The 16,596-nt window shown below is 46.8% G+C and carries 18 protein-coding genes; 11 read left to right on the forward strand and 7 right to left on the reverse strand.

Annotated features, from left to right (window positions below; all coding sequences use genetic code 11):
* Positions 1-37 precede the first annotated feature (37 nt).
* The 3 genes from ACBP46_RS10620 to ACBP46_RS10630 all read left to right on the forward strand — a co-directional run bounded on the left by ACBP46_RS10620 (position 38) and on the right by ACBP46_RS10630 (position 2,127).
* Entirely contained in the window at positions 38-667 is a 630-nt protein-coding gene (locus ACBP46_RS10620; RefSeq protein ID WP_371016715.1) for a tetratricopeptide repeat protein, read from the forward strand.
* Between the two features lie 151 nt (positions 668-818).
* Positions 819-1,328, forward strand: coding sequence for a peptidylprolyl isomerase (locus tag ACBP46_RS10625; RefSeq protein ID WP_371016716.1), 510 nt, complete (start codon positions 819-821; stop codon positions 1,326-1,328).
* Positions 1,321-2,127 carry a UDP-2,3-diacylglucosamine diphosphatase gene (locus ACBP46_RS10630; protein WP_371016717.1) on the forward strand — a complete coding sequence of 269 codons (807 nt, stop codon included), beginning with the start codon at positions 1,321-1,323 and terminating at the stop codon, positions 2,125-2,127. Before ACBP46_RS10625 ends, ACBP46_RS10630 begins: the two co-directional genes overlap by 8 nt.
* Here the strand turns inward: ACBP46_RS10630 and prpB are convergent.
* Both prpB and ACBP46_RS10640 read right to left on the reverse strand, forming a co-directional pair.
* Complete coding sequence (gene prpB / locus ACBP46_RS10635; protein ID WP_371016718.1) at positions 2,124-3,050, reverse strand: methylisocitrate lyase; 927 nt, start codon at positions 3,048-3,050, stop codon at positions 2,124-2,126. The two genes, ACBP46_RS10630 and prpB, sit on opposite strands and share 4 nt — an antisense overlap.
* Before the next feature lie 25 nt (positions 3,051-3,075).
* The gene (locus ACBP46_RS10640; protein ID WP_371016719.1) at positions 3,076-3,777 is read right to left on the reverse strand and encodes a GntR family transcriptional regulator; all 702 of its coding nucleotides are present in this window, start codon (positions 3,775-3,777) and stop codon (positions 3,076-3,078) included.
* Positions 3,778-3,954: 177 nt separating this feature from the next.
* On the opposite strand from ACBP46_RS10640, the gene ACBP46_RS10645 reads away from it, so the two are divergent.
* From ACBP46_RS10645 to ACBP46_RS10660, 4 genes are all read left to right on the forward strand, one after another.
* On the forward strand, positions 3,955-4,953 hold the full coding sequence (locus ACBP46_RS10645; protein ID WP_371016720.1) for a tripartite tricarboxylate transporter substrate-binding protein: 999 nt from the start codon (positions 3,955-3,957) through the stop codon (positions 4,951-4,953).
* Between the two features lie 65 nt (positions 4,954-5,018).
* On the forward strand, positions 5,019-5,465 hold the full coding sequence (locus ACBP46_RS10650; protein WP_371016721.1) for a tripartite tricarboxylate transporter TctB family protein: 447 nt from the start codon (positions 5,019-5,021) through the stop codon (positions 5,463-5,465).
* Complete coding sequence (locus ACBP46_RS10655; RefSeq protein WP_371016722.1) at positions 5,466-6,977, forward strand: tripartite tricarboxylate transporter permease; 1,512 nt, start codon at positions 5,466-5,468, stop codon at positions 6,975-6,977.
* Between the two features lie 12 nt (positions 6,978-6,989).
* Positions 6,990-8,045 (forward strand): AbrB family transcriptional regulator, encoded by a 1,056-nt coding sequence (locus tag ACBP46_RS10660; RefSeq protein ID WP_371016723.1) that lies wholly within the window; start codon positions 6,990-6,992, stop codon positions 8,043-8,045.
* On the opposite strand, the gene ACBP46_RS10665 is transcribed toward ACBP46_RS10660, so the two are convergent.
* The 3 genes from ACBP46_RS10665 to ACBP46_RS10675 all read right to left on the reverse strand — a co-directional run bounded on the left by ACBP46_RS10665 (position 8,042) and on the right by ACBP46_RS10675 (position 11,348).
* Positions 8,042-8,896 (reverse strand): undecaprenyl-diphosphate phosphatase, encoded by an 855-nt coding sequence (locus ACBP46_RS10665; RefSeq protein WP_371016724.1) that lies wholly within the window; start codon positions 8,894-8,896, stop codon positions 8,042-8,044. The genes ACBP46_RS10660 and ACBP46_RS10665 overlap by 4 nt on opposite strands.
* A 1-nt stretch (position 8,897) precedes the next feature.
* Entirely contained in the window at positions 8,898-10,487 is a 1,590-nt protein-coding gene (locus tag ACBP46_RS10670; protein WP_371016725.1) for a TerC family protein, read from the reverse strand.
* A gap of 66 nt (positions 10,488-10,553) precedes the next feature.
* Entirely contained in the window at positions 10,554-11,348 is a 795-nt protein-coding gene (locus ACBP46_RS10675) for an inositol monophosphatase family protein (protein WP_371016726.1), read from the reverse strand.
* A 79-nt stretch (positions 11,349-11,427) separates the two neighbouring features.
* Between ACBP46_RS10675 and ACBP46_RS10680 the strand changes: the two genes are divergently transcribed.
* From ACBP46_RS10680 to ACBP46_RS10690, 3 genes are all read left to right on the forward strand, one after another.
* Complete coding sequence (locus ACBP46_RS10680; RefSeq protein WP_371016727.1) at positions 11,428-12,219, forward strand: RNA methyltransferase; 792 nt, start codon at positions 11,428-11,430, stop codon at positions 12,217-12,219.
* A 67-nt stretch (positions 12,220-12,286) separates the two neighbouring features.
* Positions 12,287-13,147: a serine O-acetyltransferase gene (gene cysE / locus ACBP46_RS10685; protein ID WP_371016728.1), complete on the forward strand. Its 861-nt coding sequence runs from the start codon at positions 12,287-12,289 to the stop codon at positions 13,145-13,147.
* Between the two features lie 5 nt (positions 13,148-13,152).
* Complete coding sequence (locus tag ACBP46_RS10690; protein WP_371016729.1) at positions 13,153-13,917, forward strand: IclR family transcriptional regulator; 765 nt, start codon at positions 13,153-13,155, stop codon at positions 13,915-13,917.
* 80 nt (positions 13,918-13,997) lie between these two features.
* Here ACBP46_RS10690 and ACBP46_RS10695 read toward each other — a convergent pair whose 3' ends face one another.
* On the reverse strand, positions 13,998-14,822 hold the full coding sequence (locus ACBP46_RS10695; RefSeq protein WP_371016730.1) for a mechanosensitive ion channel family protein: 825 nt from the start codon (positions 14,820-14,822) through the stop codon (positions 13,998-14,000).
* A gap of 136 nt (positions 14,823-14,958) precedes the next feature.
* Here ACBP46_RS10695 and ACBP46_RS10700 point away from each other — a divergent pair, with 136 nt between their 5' ends.
* Positions 14,959-15,975 (forward strand): LLM class flavin-dependent oxidoreductase, encoded by a 1,017-nt coding sequence (locus ACBP46_RS10700; RefSeq protein WP_371016731.1) that lies wholly within the window; start codon positions 14,959-14,961, stop codon positions 15,973-15,975.
* Here ACBP46_RS10700 and ACBP46_RS10705 read toward each other — a convergent pair whose 3' ends face one another.
* A complete protein-coding gene (locus ACBP46_RS10705) occupies positions 15,976-16,596 on the reverse strand; it encodes a response regulator transcription factor (RefSeq protein ID WP_371016732.1) in 621 nt (206 codons plus the stop codon).

Below are 16,596 nucleotides of genomic sequence, written 5' to 3' on the forward strand. Positions count from 1 at the left end.
TTACTTATGATTATTATTGACTCCAAGGGATAAACTCGTGTCTAAACGACTTCCTATTTATTACTCGTGGGTTGCCTGCTTGGGTTGTATGGTGTGGGCTACGGTGCCCGTCCAAGCCCAGACGTCTATTTTCCCCGAGACCAATACCGAGGTACGTGGTTGGAAGCCGCTTGTGCGAGCTTTAGATGCGCTTACCCCTAAAATCGATACCTCTTTGGCCTTAACTCCCAAAGAAATTACCGACCGTATTAATCAGCTTCTGGACAATGGTCAAAACCAAGAGGCCCTAGATGCAATTGAAAAACGGTTGTTTCAACGTGAAAGCCAAGCTGAAATTGGGGTCGATGTACAACTGCTATTTCTGCAGGGCCGAGCCTATTCGCAGCTAGGTCAGCACCCTCAGGCCATCGAATCCTACAAACAACTCACTGTGTTTTTCCCCGAGCTGCCCGAGCCCTGGAATAACTTAGCCACTGAATACATGCGGCTGGATCAGCTAGACCTTGCCAAAGAAGCGCTTGATATGGCGTTATTGGCCGATCCTAACTATGCTCTTGCCTTGCAGAACCAAGGCGAGCTTCAACTTATGTTAGCGCATCGTTCATTTGAAAAGGCACGAAATACCGATAGATCCAAAGACACGTATTACCTTTTGCCAACTAACTAAAGACGGGAATTTCTTTACAATGCTGCAATACTTCACTATAAATCATGTCTTACGTTTACAACGTATGGCTATTTTCCTGCTTGGGCTGACGCTGATGACAGCACTATGCACAGCGCAAGCCACAACGACAACCACACCAAAAGGGACTACCATGAGCACAAACCCAAAGGTTTTACTTAAAACGAACAAAGGCGATATCACTTTAGAGCTTGATGCTGAAAAAGCGCCTAAAACCACTGAAAACTTCTTAAACTACGTTAACAACGGCTTTTACAACGGCACCATTTTCCACCGTGTCATTAACAATTTCATGGTGCAGGGTGGCGGTTTCGAAGTAGGTATGAAGCAAAAAGAAACGCAAAACCCCATTGAGAACGAAGCTAACAACGGTCTCAAAAACGAGGTCTACACTATTGCTATGGCTCGCACCAACGACCCACACTCCGCTACAGCCCAGTTTTTCATTAACGTACAAAACAACGATTTTTTAAATCACACCAACCCTACACCTAACGGTTGGGGCTATGCTGTGTTTGGTAAAGTCGTTGACGGTACCGATGTGGTTGATGCCATTAAAGGCGTTAAAACAGGCAGCAAAGGCTTCCACCAAGACGTACCCGTTGAAGATGTCATCATCGAAAGCGCCACCGTACTTGAGTAAGCTGCAACTGCATGGCAACGTTTGGTTAGCCGCAGACATGCACTTGGGGCCTAACAGCCCCAAAACTGCTCAAGCGTTTTATGAGTTTCTTCATAAAGCACGACGCGAGGCCAGTGCGCTTATTTTATGTGGCGATATATTCAACGCATGGGTAGGCGCAGACCTTGCCATCGAGCCGCCCTCTTGGCTCGCTCAGGCTATTCATCATTTCCGCCAATTTAGTCAAGACACCCCTCTTTTTTTCATGCGCGGCAATCGCGACTTTCTACTGGATGCGCGCTTTGCGCATTATGTGGGGGCTCAACTACTAGATGATCAAATCATTCTCAAAACAGATCTGCATCGGCTGATACTCAGCCACGGCGATGAGCTGTGTACCGACGACAGTAGCTATCAGCGTTTTAGACAGCGCGTACGCAACAAGCACCTACAATATTGGTTTTTAAAACTACCCTTGCGGTGGCGTTTGGCTATTGCCGGAGGACTGCGACAACGTAGCCATAAGCAACAACAGCAGCTCGCCCCCTATATCAGTGATGTTAACGAGCAAAGCGCTATAGACCTTTTAGAGCAGCATGGACAGTGGTTACTGATTCATGGTCACACACATAGACCAGCCATTCATCGTTTAGAGCGTACTGAAGGGTCCAGTCTTACACGTATTGTGTTGCCTGATTGGGAGCTCGACCATACCGACCCTACCCGCGCAGGCTGGGTTGTACTCGAGCAAGGTGGCACAATTGAACTGCACCGTTTGCACCACCCTACTCTGCGTTTAAAGCTTAAACCCCCGCACTAATCCAATACTTCAGGCACTACGGTGCGTTGAATAGTGCCATCTAGCGACTCGTAGCCAAAGTAATTAATCAACTCGTATAAGTCAGCACGTGTTTGCATGTTTTTGACCTGACCTGCTGCTGTGCCAGTTTGTTTTAACTCTTCATAAAACAACTGCATGGCTTTGGCTGCAATACGCAAGCTGGATACAGGCCAAATTGCCATGGCATAACCCATCTGCTCGAATTGCTGGGCAGATGTTTGGGGGGTACGGCCAAATTCGGTCATGTTGGCTAATAATGGCACATCAATAGCCTGAGCAAATGCTTGGAACTGATCTGCATCCGTTAAGGCTTCCGGGAAAATAGCATCGGCCCCAGCCTCTACATATAAACGGGCACGCTCAATAGCCGCCTCTAGACCTTCGGTAGCTACAGCATCAGTACGTGCAATAATACGCAAATCACGACGAGCTCGCGCCGCTGCAGCAATTTTCAAAGCCATTTCTTGGGGCGTCACAAGCTGTTTGCCATTTAAATGACCACATTTTTTAGGAAGCACCTGATCCTCTAGTTGAACTGCAGCCACACCAACGTCTTCTAGCTCTCGCACCAGACGCATAACGTTAAGAGCTTCACCAAATCCGGTATCACCATCTACCACTAGTGGCACACGTGCAGCACGTACAATGGCTCGAGCGCGATCTACTAGCTCTTCCATCGTAATCAAGCCCAAATCCGGCAAACCTAGCGAGGCCGTTAAGGCTCCCCCAGATAAATACAAAGCGTCAAAACCCGCTTGACGCGCCAACAAGGCTCCAATCGGGTCATAAGCCCCCGCAATGGATACAAACTCCTTATTCGCCCACTTTTGTGCAAGCTGCGCGCCCAAACCGGTAGGGCTAGCTTGCTCTAGCCACACGGCCATGCGTTCCTCTTGATTCATCAAATTTCTCCTGTAAGTCCAGTAGTCAATGACTTTGATTACATTTTTCCTGATTTAGCAATTGGCCCTCTAGGGATACCCAACTGCATTGCAAATGGCGTCGCATTAACAAACTAGCAAGCTGCGCATCACCTTGCTGTATAGCCTCTGCAATACGTTTATGTTCTTTTAAAGCAACCTGACCGCGTCCTTGCACATTTTTGTGCTGGCGTCGTAAAAGCACCAGTTGCGGATATAGCGTTTTGGTAAGAGCCTGAATAATGTAGTCACTGCGGCTCAGTAAGGCCACCAAACTATGAAAATCACCATCACGATTTTTCACCACATACGCCCCTTCTGGGCTAGCTGCTACCAAAGAGGTATGGTCCTCTAAAAGTAAGCGCAGCTGCTGCTCTCCGTCGGCTTGAATACGTTGAGCTGCTAAATAAGCAGCCTCTGCCTCTAGGGCAGTCCGATACTCATAAAGCGCCTTGGCCTCGGCAAGGCTGATGACGCGTACACTGGCACCCCGATTAGGCGCAAACGTTACCAAGCCCAAACTGGCTAAATGACGCAATGCCTCGCGTACAGGGCCTCGGCTGACCTTAAATGAATCAGCTAACACGGTTTCTATTAGCTTGGTTCCTGACTCCATTTGCCCTGAAATAATGCGCTCGTAGAGATTGTTAACAATTTGCGCTGACGAGCTACCATGCTCTGGCTCTAGAGAATCATACTTTGTAAACAATTTAGTCCCTCTGTCTGGATAAAACCTAGCTTATGGCTGAAATATATCATTATTGTTGACAAAATAACCATGAGCATGGGTAAACCCTTATTGCCGCCATACCTGTTATACCTATCAAATAGGAACGTAAAACACCAGAATGTTAACAATCTGGCACAACAAGTCTTAGGAGTACGTATGTCATTATTAAAAATTAAATCTTGGGCAGCAGGTCTTTTACTTGGTGCCTCATTAATTGGTGCCACTGCCACCACGGCTCATGCCGCCGACAACTGGCCTAATAAACAACTAACTTTTGTTATTGCACTTGGCCCCGGTGGTTCAGCAGATCGTACCGCACGTCTAGTTGCACAACGTATGCAAGAAGAGCTAGGTGTGCCCATTCGTGCTATTAACCAACAAGGGGGTGGCGGTCACGTAGGACATACTTACTTTATGAATATGCCCAAAGACGGCAGTTTTTTCCTCTTTACCTCTATCCACCCTTACATTAGTAGTGCGATTTTAGGTAAAGATGCCACCTACCAATTAGACGATTTCGCTTTTATTAATGGTCAGTGGACAGATTCAGATTTATTTGCTTTAAATGCCAAGCTTCCTTTCCAAACCTTGGATGAATTCATGGAGGCCGTTGCAAAAGAACCAGGCAAATACCGAGTCAGCGTAGTACCAGGCTCTACTGGGCACATCAACACCATTTTATTACTTGAAGCTTACGGTCTGAAGCCAGATGCGGTAAATATTGTGACCTATGAGTCTGGTGGTGCTGCCCGTACTGCAGCCGCTGGCGGTCAAGTGGATATGACGGTTCTGGCCGCAGATGGCAGTATCTCGATTAAAGAATTCATTCGCCCGTTAGCGGTAGCCTCTGAAGAGCGCCTAGAGGAATGGGACACCCCTACATTAAATGAGGTGCTTACAGCGCGTGGTGCCGAGCCCGTTACTCCATTGGTTGGCTCTATGCGTGGTCTAGCTGCACATGCAGAGTTTAAAGAAAAATACCCAGAGCGTTTTGAGAAATTCGCCACCGCATATGAAAAAGTGTTGAGTGATCCCGACTTTAAGAAACAGCTTAAAGAACAAATGATTGGTTCAGACTGGCTAGGTCCAGATAAAACCACTGCAATCATTGAGCAAAACTACAAAATCCTAGAACGCTTCCAAGACCAAATTTAACTCGTCTCACACAGCAAGACGGTTTTACCGTCTTGCACGTTTTAATTACTAGGAAATAGCACGTCATGCGACGTATATCTACCAGCCATCTTATTTTTTTAGTTTTAATTAGCGTCACTGCTCTGTATCTGAACTGGAGCGCTGTTCGTGCATCCGCTACGCTCTTTAATCTAATTATTATGGTGCCCAGCGGCATTCTCGTTCTGGCATTAGCTGCTTTTATTTTTATTAAAAGCAAAGAGCAAAGCACAGACGATGAGAACCAAAAAAAATCACAACAACGCGCCCTGATAGGTGATTTAACCTTATTAGCGTTATTTGCCATCTTTTGCTTTTGCCTAACCACTATCGGTTTTGATGTTGCCACTTTTTTATTTGTTTGGTTTGGCATTCTATTAGGCGGTGAAAAAAACTGGGTCGTACCTCCCCTATTCTCTGCAATATTTACCTTAGCTTTAATTAAAGGCTTTGGTGCTTTATTTCCTTTTCCTATGCCTCTGTTGGTGTTTTAAATGATTGATACCTTCGCTTTCTCTCAAGCCATCAATCTCCTTTTTTCCGATCTATCACCTTGGTTATACGTCATACCAGGTTTAATAATCGGTCTGATTTTTGGTGCCGTGCCAGGCCTGCAAATTTCCATGGCCATGGCTGTATTTCTACCCGTCACTTGGATGATGGACTTTTTACAAGCTATGCTGTTTTTAACAGCCATTTTTACAGGCGGCGCTTATGGGGGTGGCGTAACCGCTATTTTGATGAATATACCCGGGTCTTCCTCCAGTGTTGCAACCGCATTTGATGGCTACCCCATGGCACAAAAGGGTAAACACAATGAGGCTCTAGGCTTAGGCTTAGGTGCATCCGTAGTAGGCACGTTTATTGGCTACCTATTGCTAATGCTACTTATTCAGCCGTTGGCCGGTATGGTATTGCGTTTAGGTCCACTCGAAATGGTGATGATTGTTCTTTGGGGCTTGGCCCTAATCGCCACTCTCAATGACAGTACTGTAGCTAAAGGTTTATTGGCTGGGGTGCTTGGATTGCTACTAAGCCAAATCGGCATGTCCTCTACTGGGGTTATGCGCACCACTATTGGTAACCCGTATTTGATTGATGGCATTGCCGTTGTACCAGCCATGATTGGTTTGTTTGCCGCATCGGAATTATTACGCATCCGCAGCAATGCCTTCTTAGTCCAAGAAGAATCCTCACGTAAAATATCCTTTAAAAAAATTCTCTCTGGCTTTTTTGATGTATTCAAATACCCTAAAATTTTACTTAAAGGTAGCTTTATTGGTGCGTTGATTGGGGCTGTACCAGGGGTGGGCTCCTCTGTTGCCAACCTAGTAGCCTATGGCGAAATTCGTCGCAGCGCTAAAAATCAAGACGAGTTTGGTAAAGGCGCACCCCAAGGCTTGATTGCCGCCGAATCCTCAAACTCCAGCTCTGAGGGTGGCTCAATGACTGCACTCTTGGCTTTAGGTATTCCAGGCGGTGCAGCCACAGCGGTTTTATTGGCAGCCTTTTCCTTTCATAACCTAGTCGGTGGGCCTGCTTTTATTCGTGACCAGCGTGATCTCGTATACTCCATAATTATCGGCAACTTTGGTCAAGTGGTCTTGCTCGCATTTGTGGCGCTCATGATCTTACCGATTTTAGGTTTGGTAGTACGCATTCCCCTTACCTATTTGGTGCCTTCCGTTCTTGCTTTATGCGCATGGGGTGGTTTTGGTATTACAGGCACAATAGCCGGCCCGGTGACGGTCATGGTTTTTGCCTGTCTAGGTTGGCTGATGCGTCGCCATGCATACCCTGTGGCTGCAACGGTAATTGGTTTGTTGTTAGGAAAAATGGCGGAGGGCGAAATGGTGCGCACATTACAAATTTCAGCAGGCAACCCTCTAACCTATTTTGCAGAGCGGCCAATTGCTATTGTTTTGCTCGCTCTTTTCATCCTATCTGCTATTGTTATGCCCATACTACGCAAACAAAAAGAGAAAAAAACTCAAGCTCCTATCTAAACAGTACCACCCATGTCCTCACTTACGCCGTATTCTAAAGGCCTGCTCGCTCTGATTATAGGGGCGAGCGGTGCCTTAATTTTTATTTCACTTGGCATGTCTTTGCCTTGGGTTTTAGGTAGCATGAGCGCTTGTGCCGCTGTGTCATTATGTGGTTATCAATTAAAGATTCCCTCATTATGGCGTTCCTGCGCTTTAGCTACGATTGGGACCATCTTAGGCGGAAGTTTTGATGTAGATACGGTACATGCTCTACCTAGCTGGAGCATTAGCATTGGTTTTATGTTGCTGATGACGGTGTGTTATTTGCTCGTTAGCTATCAGATTTTGTCGCGCTGGTCGAACATGAGCCGCTTAACGGCTATGTTTTCTGCTGTGCCGGGTGGTTTAGCCATCGTCAGCGCTATTTCAGAGATGTATCAAGCAGATACCCGTCGTATTGCTCTCAGCCACTCGGCCCGCTTGGTGGCTTTATTAATTTTAGTGCCCGTTATTCTTAAATTTATTGGGCAGCACGACATCCCTAAAAGCACTATTCCTAGCTTTGCTATTGAAGTAGATAGCGAGTCACTACTAGGTTATATAGTCCTCATTTTTTGTGCTGCAGCGGGTTTGTTTTTAGCGCACCTATGCCGTTTTCCTACTGGCGTATTGCTATTTCCGATTGTTTTATCTGCTTTAGCTCATGCTTCAGGGCTTATCACTACCCAAGTCCCCTTAGTTGTAGCCGCTATAGCGCAGACTATTTTAGGCACGTCGATTGGCATTCGTTTCGTGGGGTATAGATGGCGAGATATTTTTCATGATGGCTGGATCTCTATAATAATAGGCATACTGCTTGCTTTGTTAGCCATGAGTGCAGCGTTAATTTTAAGCTATGTGTTTGACCTCGATTTCGCGCCGCTGTTGTTAGTATTTCTACCGGGTGGTGCTCCCGAGGTTGGGGTCATGGCCTTAGCATTAGACATAGACCCCGCTATGGTGGCAAGCCACCATATGCTGCGCTTATTAGCCTTAGTAGGCGGCATCAGCTGGGTGCTTAGCCGCTACCTTCCTACTAAGCCTTAGCCAAGGCTTAACCACAAAAGCACCACTAGCCCCAGACCAATTCTGTACCAAGCAAAAGGTCTATACGTATGTTTGGATACAAAATGCAAAACGGCTTTTACTAGTACAAGCGCACTAAAAAATGCGGCAATAAAACCCACTACTATCGCCCACGTTTGCTCTATGCTTAAAGCGGCCCCATTTCGGTATACATCGTAGACGGTAGCTGCAAGCATAGTAGGCATAGCCAAAAAGAATGAAAACTCAGTGGCTGCTTTGCGGTCAATGCCCGAAAGCATGCCACCAATAATGGTCGCCCCCGATCGTGACGTGCCTGGCACCATAGCCAAACACTGTGCAAAACCCACCACCAAAGCTTGACGCCATGTAATTTGCTCTATCTGATGTGCCGTAGCCCGTGCCGTCGTAGCAGTAACAGCGCTTTGATCACGTTGTTTGGCATAGGCAGGCTTACGCTCAACCCACAACATTACCAACCCGCCCCCGATCAAGGTAAAGACAAAAACCATGGGGCTATGAAAGAGCATTTTGATGTATTTGATGGTTAAAGCACCAATCACAGCAGCAGGTAAAAACGCAATCACTAGATTACGCATAAACACACGCTCTGTGCGATCACCGTTAATCACTCCTTTTACTAACTGCACAATACGCGCTCTAAAAAGCCAAATAACCGCCATAATTGAACCAAACTGAATCACCACCTCAAAGACCTTATTAGCGTCTGAGGGAAAGGAGATCCATTCGACCAATAACAACAAATGGGCTGTGCTTGAGACAGGAATAAACTCAGTAAACCCCTCTATCACACCAAGAAAAAGGGCTTTTAATAAATACCAGTAATAGTCCATGTTAATCGTGTTCTATGCTTAATTCAGGATGTGGGTCTTGTGTTTCTTTACGAATGGCTACCCGTGCAATACGACGACCATCTAGCTCATTGACAGTGAAAGTAAATACATCATTGCCCCACTTCAAGCTGCAATGATCAGCGGGTTGCGGCAAAGCACCAAAACGTTCTAGTAAATAGCCTGCCAAGGTGGAGTATTCCTCGTCCTCATCAACCAGCCCGTCCACCCCTAATACTTGTTCCAGATGATGGAGATCAGCCGCACCGTCTACTAACCACTGATTTTCACTGGCTGCCACAATATCAGGCAGCTCGTCCTCGTCAGGAAACTCACCTGCAATAGCCTCAAAAATATCAATAGGGGTGACCACACCCTCGATAGCACCAAATTCATCTGTAACCAGGGCTAACTGACCACGCGTTTCCTTGAACAAATCCATGAGCTGCAAAATACCGATGGATTCGTGCACGATTAAAGACTCACGCAACTTTTTAACGTTGACTTGGCCTGTGGTGATGAGATCAGCCATCATTTCTTTGGCCTGACCTAAGCCAATCACCTCATCTAAACTGCCACGACACACTGGCAAATAACTATGTGGCTCTGACTCTAGCTCGGCTCGGATGGTGTCGGGTGTATCTGTTAAATCAATCCACGCTACGCTATTACGGGGCGTCATAATTGAGCGCACATTACGCTCGGAGAGAGTTAACACCCCACTCACCATATTACGTTCCTCGTCACCAAACACCAGTGCGGGATCCTGAGGCGTATATGTATCCATCTCGGCACCACTATCGCTGATGGCAACAGGGCGCTTTCCAAGCATACGTAATACCGTTTCTGCTGTACGCTCGCGCATAGGACGTCTGGCTTCGGCTTTGCGTTGATTACGACGAGCGATTTGGTTAAAGACCTCAATTAATACAGAAAAGCTAATTGCAGCGTACAAATACCCTTTAGGTACATGAAAGCCATACCCTTCAGCCAACAAAGAGAACCCGATCATGAGCAAAAAGCCCAAACACAAAATAACAACAGTCGGGTGCTGGTTTACAAACTGAGTTAATGGCTTAGAGGCCACAATCATAATGCCAATGGCAATAATCACCGCAATCATCATGACCGATAAGTGCTCAACCATACCCACTGCGGTAATAACAGCATCGATGGAAAACACAGCATCTAGAATCACAATTTGGGTAATAATGACCCAAAAACTGGCATACATGCGTGAGCCTGAAGCATGCTGAGTACGAGGGTCTAAGCGTTCATGCAACTCTAAGGTACCCTTAAAGAGCAAAAACAAACCTCCGACGATTAAGATGGCATCGCGGCCAGAAAATTCGTGACCAAACAAGCTAAACCAGGGTGCTGTTAGGGTAATTAGCCACGACATAATCGTTAATAAACCCAAGCGCATCAGTAAAGCCAAAGACAAGCCAATAATACGTGCTCTATCACGACTTTTTGGTGGTAGCTTGTCCACCAAGATCGCGATAAAAATGAGGTTGTCTATACCTAGAACAATCTCAAGAATAACCAGCGTTAATAACCCGGCCCAAGCCGTCGGGTCTGCCATCCACTCCATTTAAGGGGCTCCATGTAGCAATTAAGAAAAAAAAGCCACCGCCCAAGCAGTGGCTTAAATGCATTATTAATCTTGTAAATGCATAATCATTTGTGGGAATATCTTTGGCGTAGCCGCCATAATCTGACCTGTTTTATACCAGCTTTGCTCGCCCTCTAGGTCGCCCACTAACGCTCCGGCCTCTTGGGCAATTAACGCGCCCGCTGCCATATCCCAAGGCTTTAGGTTCACAGCGCAAAACCCGTCTAAGCGACCACACGCCACATAAGCCAAATCAAGCACGGTTGAACCGGTACGACGTACTGCCGCACACTCGGTTAACAAGGCTGTAAACGGCGAGGTGGTTGTCAGCGCCCCGCCAGAGCCTGCCACATGCGCACCAATTAAAGCATCGTGGTAGCGTCGCTGATCCGACACACGAATGCGACGATCATCTAAAAATGCACCACTGCCTCGGCTAGCGGCAAAAATCTCGTTGTTGCTAGGATCAAAAATAACCGCGTGAACGGCTTGACCACGATGTAATGCCGCGATAGAAACCGCATAGTGGGGAAAGCCATGAATAAAGTTAGTGGTGCCATCGAGTGGGTCAATTACCCATTGGTACTCTACCCCGTCTTTACCGACCTTATCTGCCTCGGGCAAACGTTCGCCAAGCTCTTCACCCAAAAACGCATGATCTGGGTAGGCTTCGGATAAAACTTCTATAATGGCTTCTTCTACTGCCTGATCCACTTCGGTAACATAGTCATTTGGCCCTTTGCGCGCAATCTGAACACGCTCCAGATCACGACTAGCACGGGTAATAATGTCGCCTGCTCGGCGAGCCGCTTTAATAGCGGTAAATAGCATCGGGTGCATAGATTTCCGTAATTCTTAAAAATAAGCCCTAAAATAAACCACTTTATTTACAAGGCTAACAACAGTTTTAGTATTTTAAATGACTCCGACCCACAATGAGCCTTTATTCAACCAAATTCGTTTTATTATGGTTGAACCCAGCCACCCAGGCAACGTTGGTGCTGCCGCCAGAGCCATCAAAACGATGGGATTTAACCAACTTTGTCTGGTTAATCCTAAATTGCCCACCATCATAACGCATGAGCAAGCCATTGCCATGGCCAGTGGGGCTACCGATGTGTTAGAAAACACACGTGTTTTTGATCGTCTAGATCAGGCATTAGCCCCTGTCAGTCTGGCTTTTGCTTTAACCTCAAGACCACGCTATATCGGACCGCCAGCAAAAACCATACGTGAAAGCGCCCATTTAAGCGCCCAACACATACAAACACATTCATCGACAAAGATTGCTATTGTATTAGGTACTGAGCGTACTGGACTAGAAAATAGTGCTATTAATCAATGCCAATATGTTTGTTATATCCCCGCCAACCCCGAATACAGCTCTCTAAATGTAGCGCAAGCACTACAGCTTGCGGCGTGGGAATTACGTTATGCGTTACTGGAGCTTCAAGACCAGCACCTCGAACTGCGCACACCAGGCAAGCAATTAGAGGCGGATTTACCTGCTACCCAAGACCATATTCACGCTTTTCTTGAGCACTGGGAGCAGGCGCTTATAGAAGTCGATTTTTTAGATCCACAACACCCAAAAAAACTGCAATTGCGTATGCAACAACTTTTTACTCGCAGCCAGTTAACTCAAGCGGAAGTCGCTATGCTTAGAGGGGTATGCACCGCAATGATTAAAACTGCACGTAAAATAACCTAGATACGGCCTATTTATTTTCAGGCTGGTGTTACCCTTTTGCCCTTAAAGCAATCTCTAATCACGCATTATGCTTAAACAATTACGCGAAGATATCGCCTGTATTTACGAACGAGATCCTGCTGCCCGCAGCCGATGGGAGATCCTCACTTGTTACCCAGGCTTACATGCTATTTTATTCCATCGCTTATCACATCGACTTTGGAACAAAGGCTTTTTGTGGCTAGCTCGTTTTTCATCTCATCTCACTCGTATCTTTACTGGTATTGAAATTCACCCTGGCGCACAAATCGGTAAACGGGTTTTTTTTGATCACGGTCTGGGTATTGTTATTGGCGAAACCGCCGTGATTGGGGATGACTGTACGATTTATCAAGGTGTCACACTAGGTGGCACCAGTCTCTACAAGGGCACAAAACGTCACCCTACTCTTGAAAATGGTGTCGTAGTTGGGGCTGGGGCGCAAATTTTAGGCGGCTTTACCGTGGGGGCTCACGCAAAAATTGGCTCCAATGCCGTAGTGGTTAAACCCGTGCCTGCTCATGCCACAGCCGTGGGTAACCCTGCCCGTATTATCACTGCCGAAGACCGCGCCCAGAAAAAAGCCGATGAAGCAGCTACTCCCCCTCTACCTCCGTCACCCTGTCAATCCGAATGGACTGGCAAACCCCTAAAGGAACTCTTAGAGCGTAGCTCCCGCAATGCCTCGAACACTGACGCCTTTTCTGCCTCCGATGCATTTAGTGCCTACGCCGTCGATAGCACCAATAACGATCCCTTAGTTCAAGTCTTACACGAGCTCATTAATCACTCGGCTCAACAAGAGCAACGCATCAGTCAGCTTTGTCATGCGCTCGAAGACTTAGGTAAAAAAGTTGAAAATGGCCAGCAACCGCTGGATGTAGAACGTCTCAATAAAATGATGGAGTGAGTCAAATGACAACCGCTAATACCGATAACAGTGCTGGGCCTAGAACCCTTAGACGGGGGTTGCATATACTGCAAACACTCCAATCCCATGATGAAAATGGCCTTAGTGTGACCGAGCTGTCGCGCTTAACCGGTTTACAGCGTCCAACCATTTACCGTCTTTTAGCAGCCTTAACTGAATGCGATTTTGTCCAGACTGTAGGTAAAACTCGGCGTTATGCCGCCACCAAACAAGTGTTAGCCCCAACCGAAACCGAACACCATTTGGTTGAAATCGCCAAACCCTTTATGCGAGAACTCGCTTTCAAAGTGGGTGATGCCGTATTTCTTATTATTCGAGAGAACAACAATTCCCTAACATTATGGCGTGAAATTGGGCCTTATCCCGTGCAAATATTAGGCACATACGTGAATAAACGTCAGCCATTAGGCGTAGGATCGGCTGGCATGGCGTTATTGGCGCAACTGGATGACGACACCATAAGCCAAATCATTGAAAGCAACAGCAACGCCTTAGACCATTACGGTGGTATGACACAACGCGAAATGCGCCAACTAATCGATAACACACGCACACGCGGCTATTCTGTGGTGGGCAACTATGCAGTTCGCGGTGCATTAGGCGTTGGCTGTGCGTTGTGCAGTAGCCAAGGCTACCCATTATTTGCTTTAAGCGTTACCGCCATTACCGAGCGTATGCCTGCCCGTCGTCAAAAAGAAATTGCCCGCTTGATTCATCAAACACTCGAGCAAATAGCAGAAAAAATATAATCTAGTGTCTTAGGGCTTGGGGCAGCAGACGGGCTTAGTGAAGCGCCACCCAGTATGAGGGTGGCTGCATAAAAACCCCGTTAAGCCACCTTCTCTTCTGGCAACATTGCCCGCACAGGTACAGGGTGACTTAACCCAGCCTGCTGTAATCGTTGCAACGCCACTCGGTTTAACTCAAATCGTAAATCCCAAAAATCTGCACTGTTGGTCCAAGCGCGTAAATTGACTACTACGGTGCTTTCCTTGTAGTCGCTGACAAACACTGAGGGCGCTGGATCTTTAAGCACAGCGGGATGTTCATCAACAAGTTGAGTCAGCACTTGAATGGCTTTATCTAGGTCATCCCCATAACGTACACCTAAGGGAATATCCATACGGCGTGTTTCATTGCGACTGTAATTAATAATTGGATTACCCCAAATCAAGTTGTTGGGTAAACAAAACTTCACCCCATCCGCTTGTTGGAACTGGCTCATAAATAAGCCTACCTCTAGGACGGTACCATCCCCTTTGCCTACAATAGATACGAACTCACCAGTACGAATAGGACGCAACACCAAAAGCATAATACCTGAGGCAATATTTTGTAGCGTGTTTTGCAATGCAAGACCAATTGCCACCCCGGCTGCCCCAAGCACGGCAATAATACTGGCCGTTTGCACACCAAAACGAGCCAATACGGCAATCACTACGAAAATACGTATAGTCCACACCACCACGGCTTGAGCCATTGGCACCACAGTGAAATCAATGTGGGGAGAGCGCTGCGCTATTTTTCGGATCCAATTACCTAAAAAATTGGAGAACCACCAACCAATAATTAAGATCGTAATGGCTAACAATAGGTTTAATGCAATGGATTCCAGCCACGGCAAGCCTGCCACAAAAGCAGTTTGGGTTTCCATATTTTCTCTCCTAGTTAAAATGAACTCCCACATAATAACGATTTTAAAAAGAGTTCGCAGCCTTCCCCTTTTTTGTTAACCTTAATTGATTACAGGGCCATCCCTTTTTTCGTCTACTCGCCAAAGGATGCGTTTTATGTCTACGTTGTACCCCTTATCTGTTTTGGACTTAGCACCAATTACCCAAGGCAGCACGGCCTCTGAGTCATTTAAAAATAGTGTCAGCCTGGCTCAACAAGCCGATCAGGCGCAATTCACACGCTACTGGCTTGCCGAACATCATGGCATGGTGGGTATTGCTAGCGCAGCGACTTCTGTGTTGATTGCCCACCTTGCTAACCACACACAACGCATTCGCGTCGGTGCAGGGGGGATTATGCTACCAAATCACTCCCCCTTAGTTATTGCAGAGCAATTTGGCACACTAGAGGCGCTTTTCCCTAAACGTATCGATTTAGGCTTAGGTCGTGCCCCCGGTTCCGATCAACGCACAGCACAGGCGCTACGTCGCAACCTTAGCTCAGACCCTAATGAATTCCCGCGCGATGTACTCGAGCTGCTTGACTACTTATCTGACCAACCAGAACAACCCATTCCTGCTGTACCAGGCCGCGGCAGTAATGTGCCAGTATGGATTCTCGGATCCAGTTTATTTGGGGCTCAATTAGCAGCAATGCTAGGCTTGCCCTATGCGTTTGCCTCGCATTTTGCGCCGGCTCAGATGATGGACGCCATTGCGGTGTACCGTGCCCACTTCAAGCCTTCTTCCTACTTAGAAAAACCGTATGTGATGCTTGGTTTTAATGTATTTGCAGCCGAAACCGATAGCAAAGCCCAGTACTTAGCTTCGTCTTGGCAGCAATCATTTGTTAGTTTGCGCCAAGGCAAACCCATTCAGTTACCACCCCCTGTAGCGAACTACATAGAACGTAGTGGGCCGCTCGGACAAGCTGTTATGGATCATGCGTTAAATTGCGCTGCTATTGGTTCGCTAGAAACTATCACTAAGCAAACTCAAGCATTTATTGATAAAACGGGGGCAGACGAACTGATGATCACCAGCAATATGTACGACCATGCGGCCCGACTCGAGTCCTATGCACTAATAGCGCAGGCTCACCCTCATCTTAAACCTGCTAACCCAACCTTTTAATTATGGCTTAGCTTCATTATCCAGAGCGTGCATAAACTGAACTAAATCCACTATATGGTTTAAATTCAGTTTACGCATGGCACTGGCTCGGCGCACCTTGACTGTTATTTCACTTAATCCTAATTCAGCAGCAATTTGCTTATTTAATAGGCCTGCAACGACTTGACGCAACACATACTGCTCGGCCACTGTTAGGCTTTGCCAACGCTGCACTAACTGATCACGCTCATGCTCTTGCTTTAAGCGAATGGCATCATGCTCAAGCGCCTGATAGATGGCCTCTAGCACATCATGATCTCGAAATGGTTTGGTGAAAAAATCTACGGCCCCCTGTTTCATGGCTTGAACACCCATTTCTATATCGCCATGCCCCGTCATAAAAATCACAGGCAATGCTATACCCAACTCTTGCATTTGACGATGAAAATCCATACCACTTTGACCTGGCATACGTACATCTAACAATAAGCAGCTAGGAACAGCCGGGCGCGAATGCTGTAGAAAACTGTGAACGGAGGCAAACCCCTGCACCGCTAAACCTACCGAGGCCAATAAATCCTCGATTGCTAGCCGTACTGATTCATCGTCATCTACCACATAAACCCATTGTGTTTGTGTCAT

It is taken from the genome of Paenalcaligenes hominis (assembly GCF_041359055.1).
In the GTDB taxonomy this organism is placed as follows: domain Bacteria; phylum Pseudomonadota; class Gammaproteobacteria; order Burkholderiales; family Burkholderiaceae_B; genus Paenalcaligenes; species Paenalcaligenes hominis_A.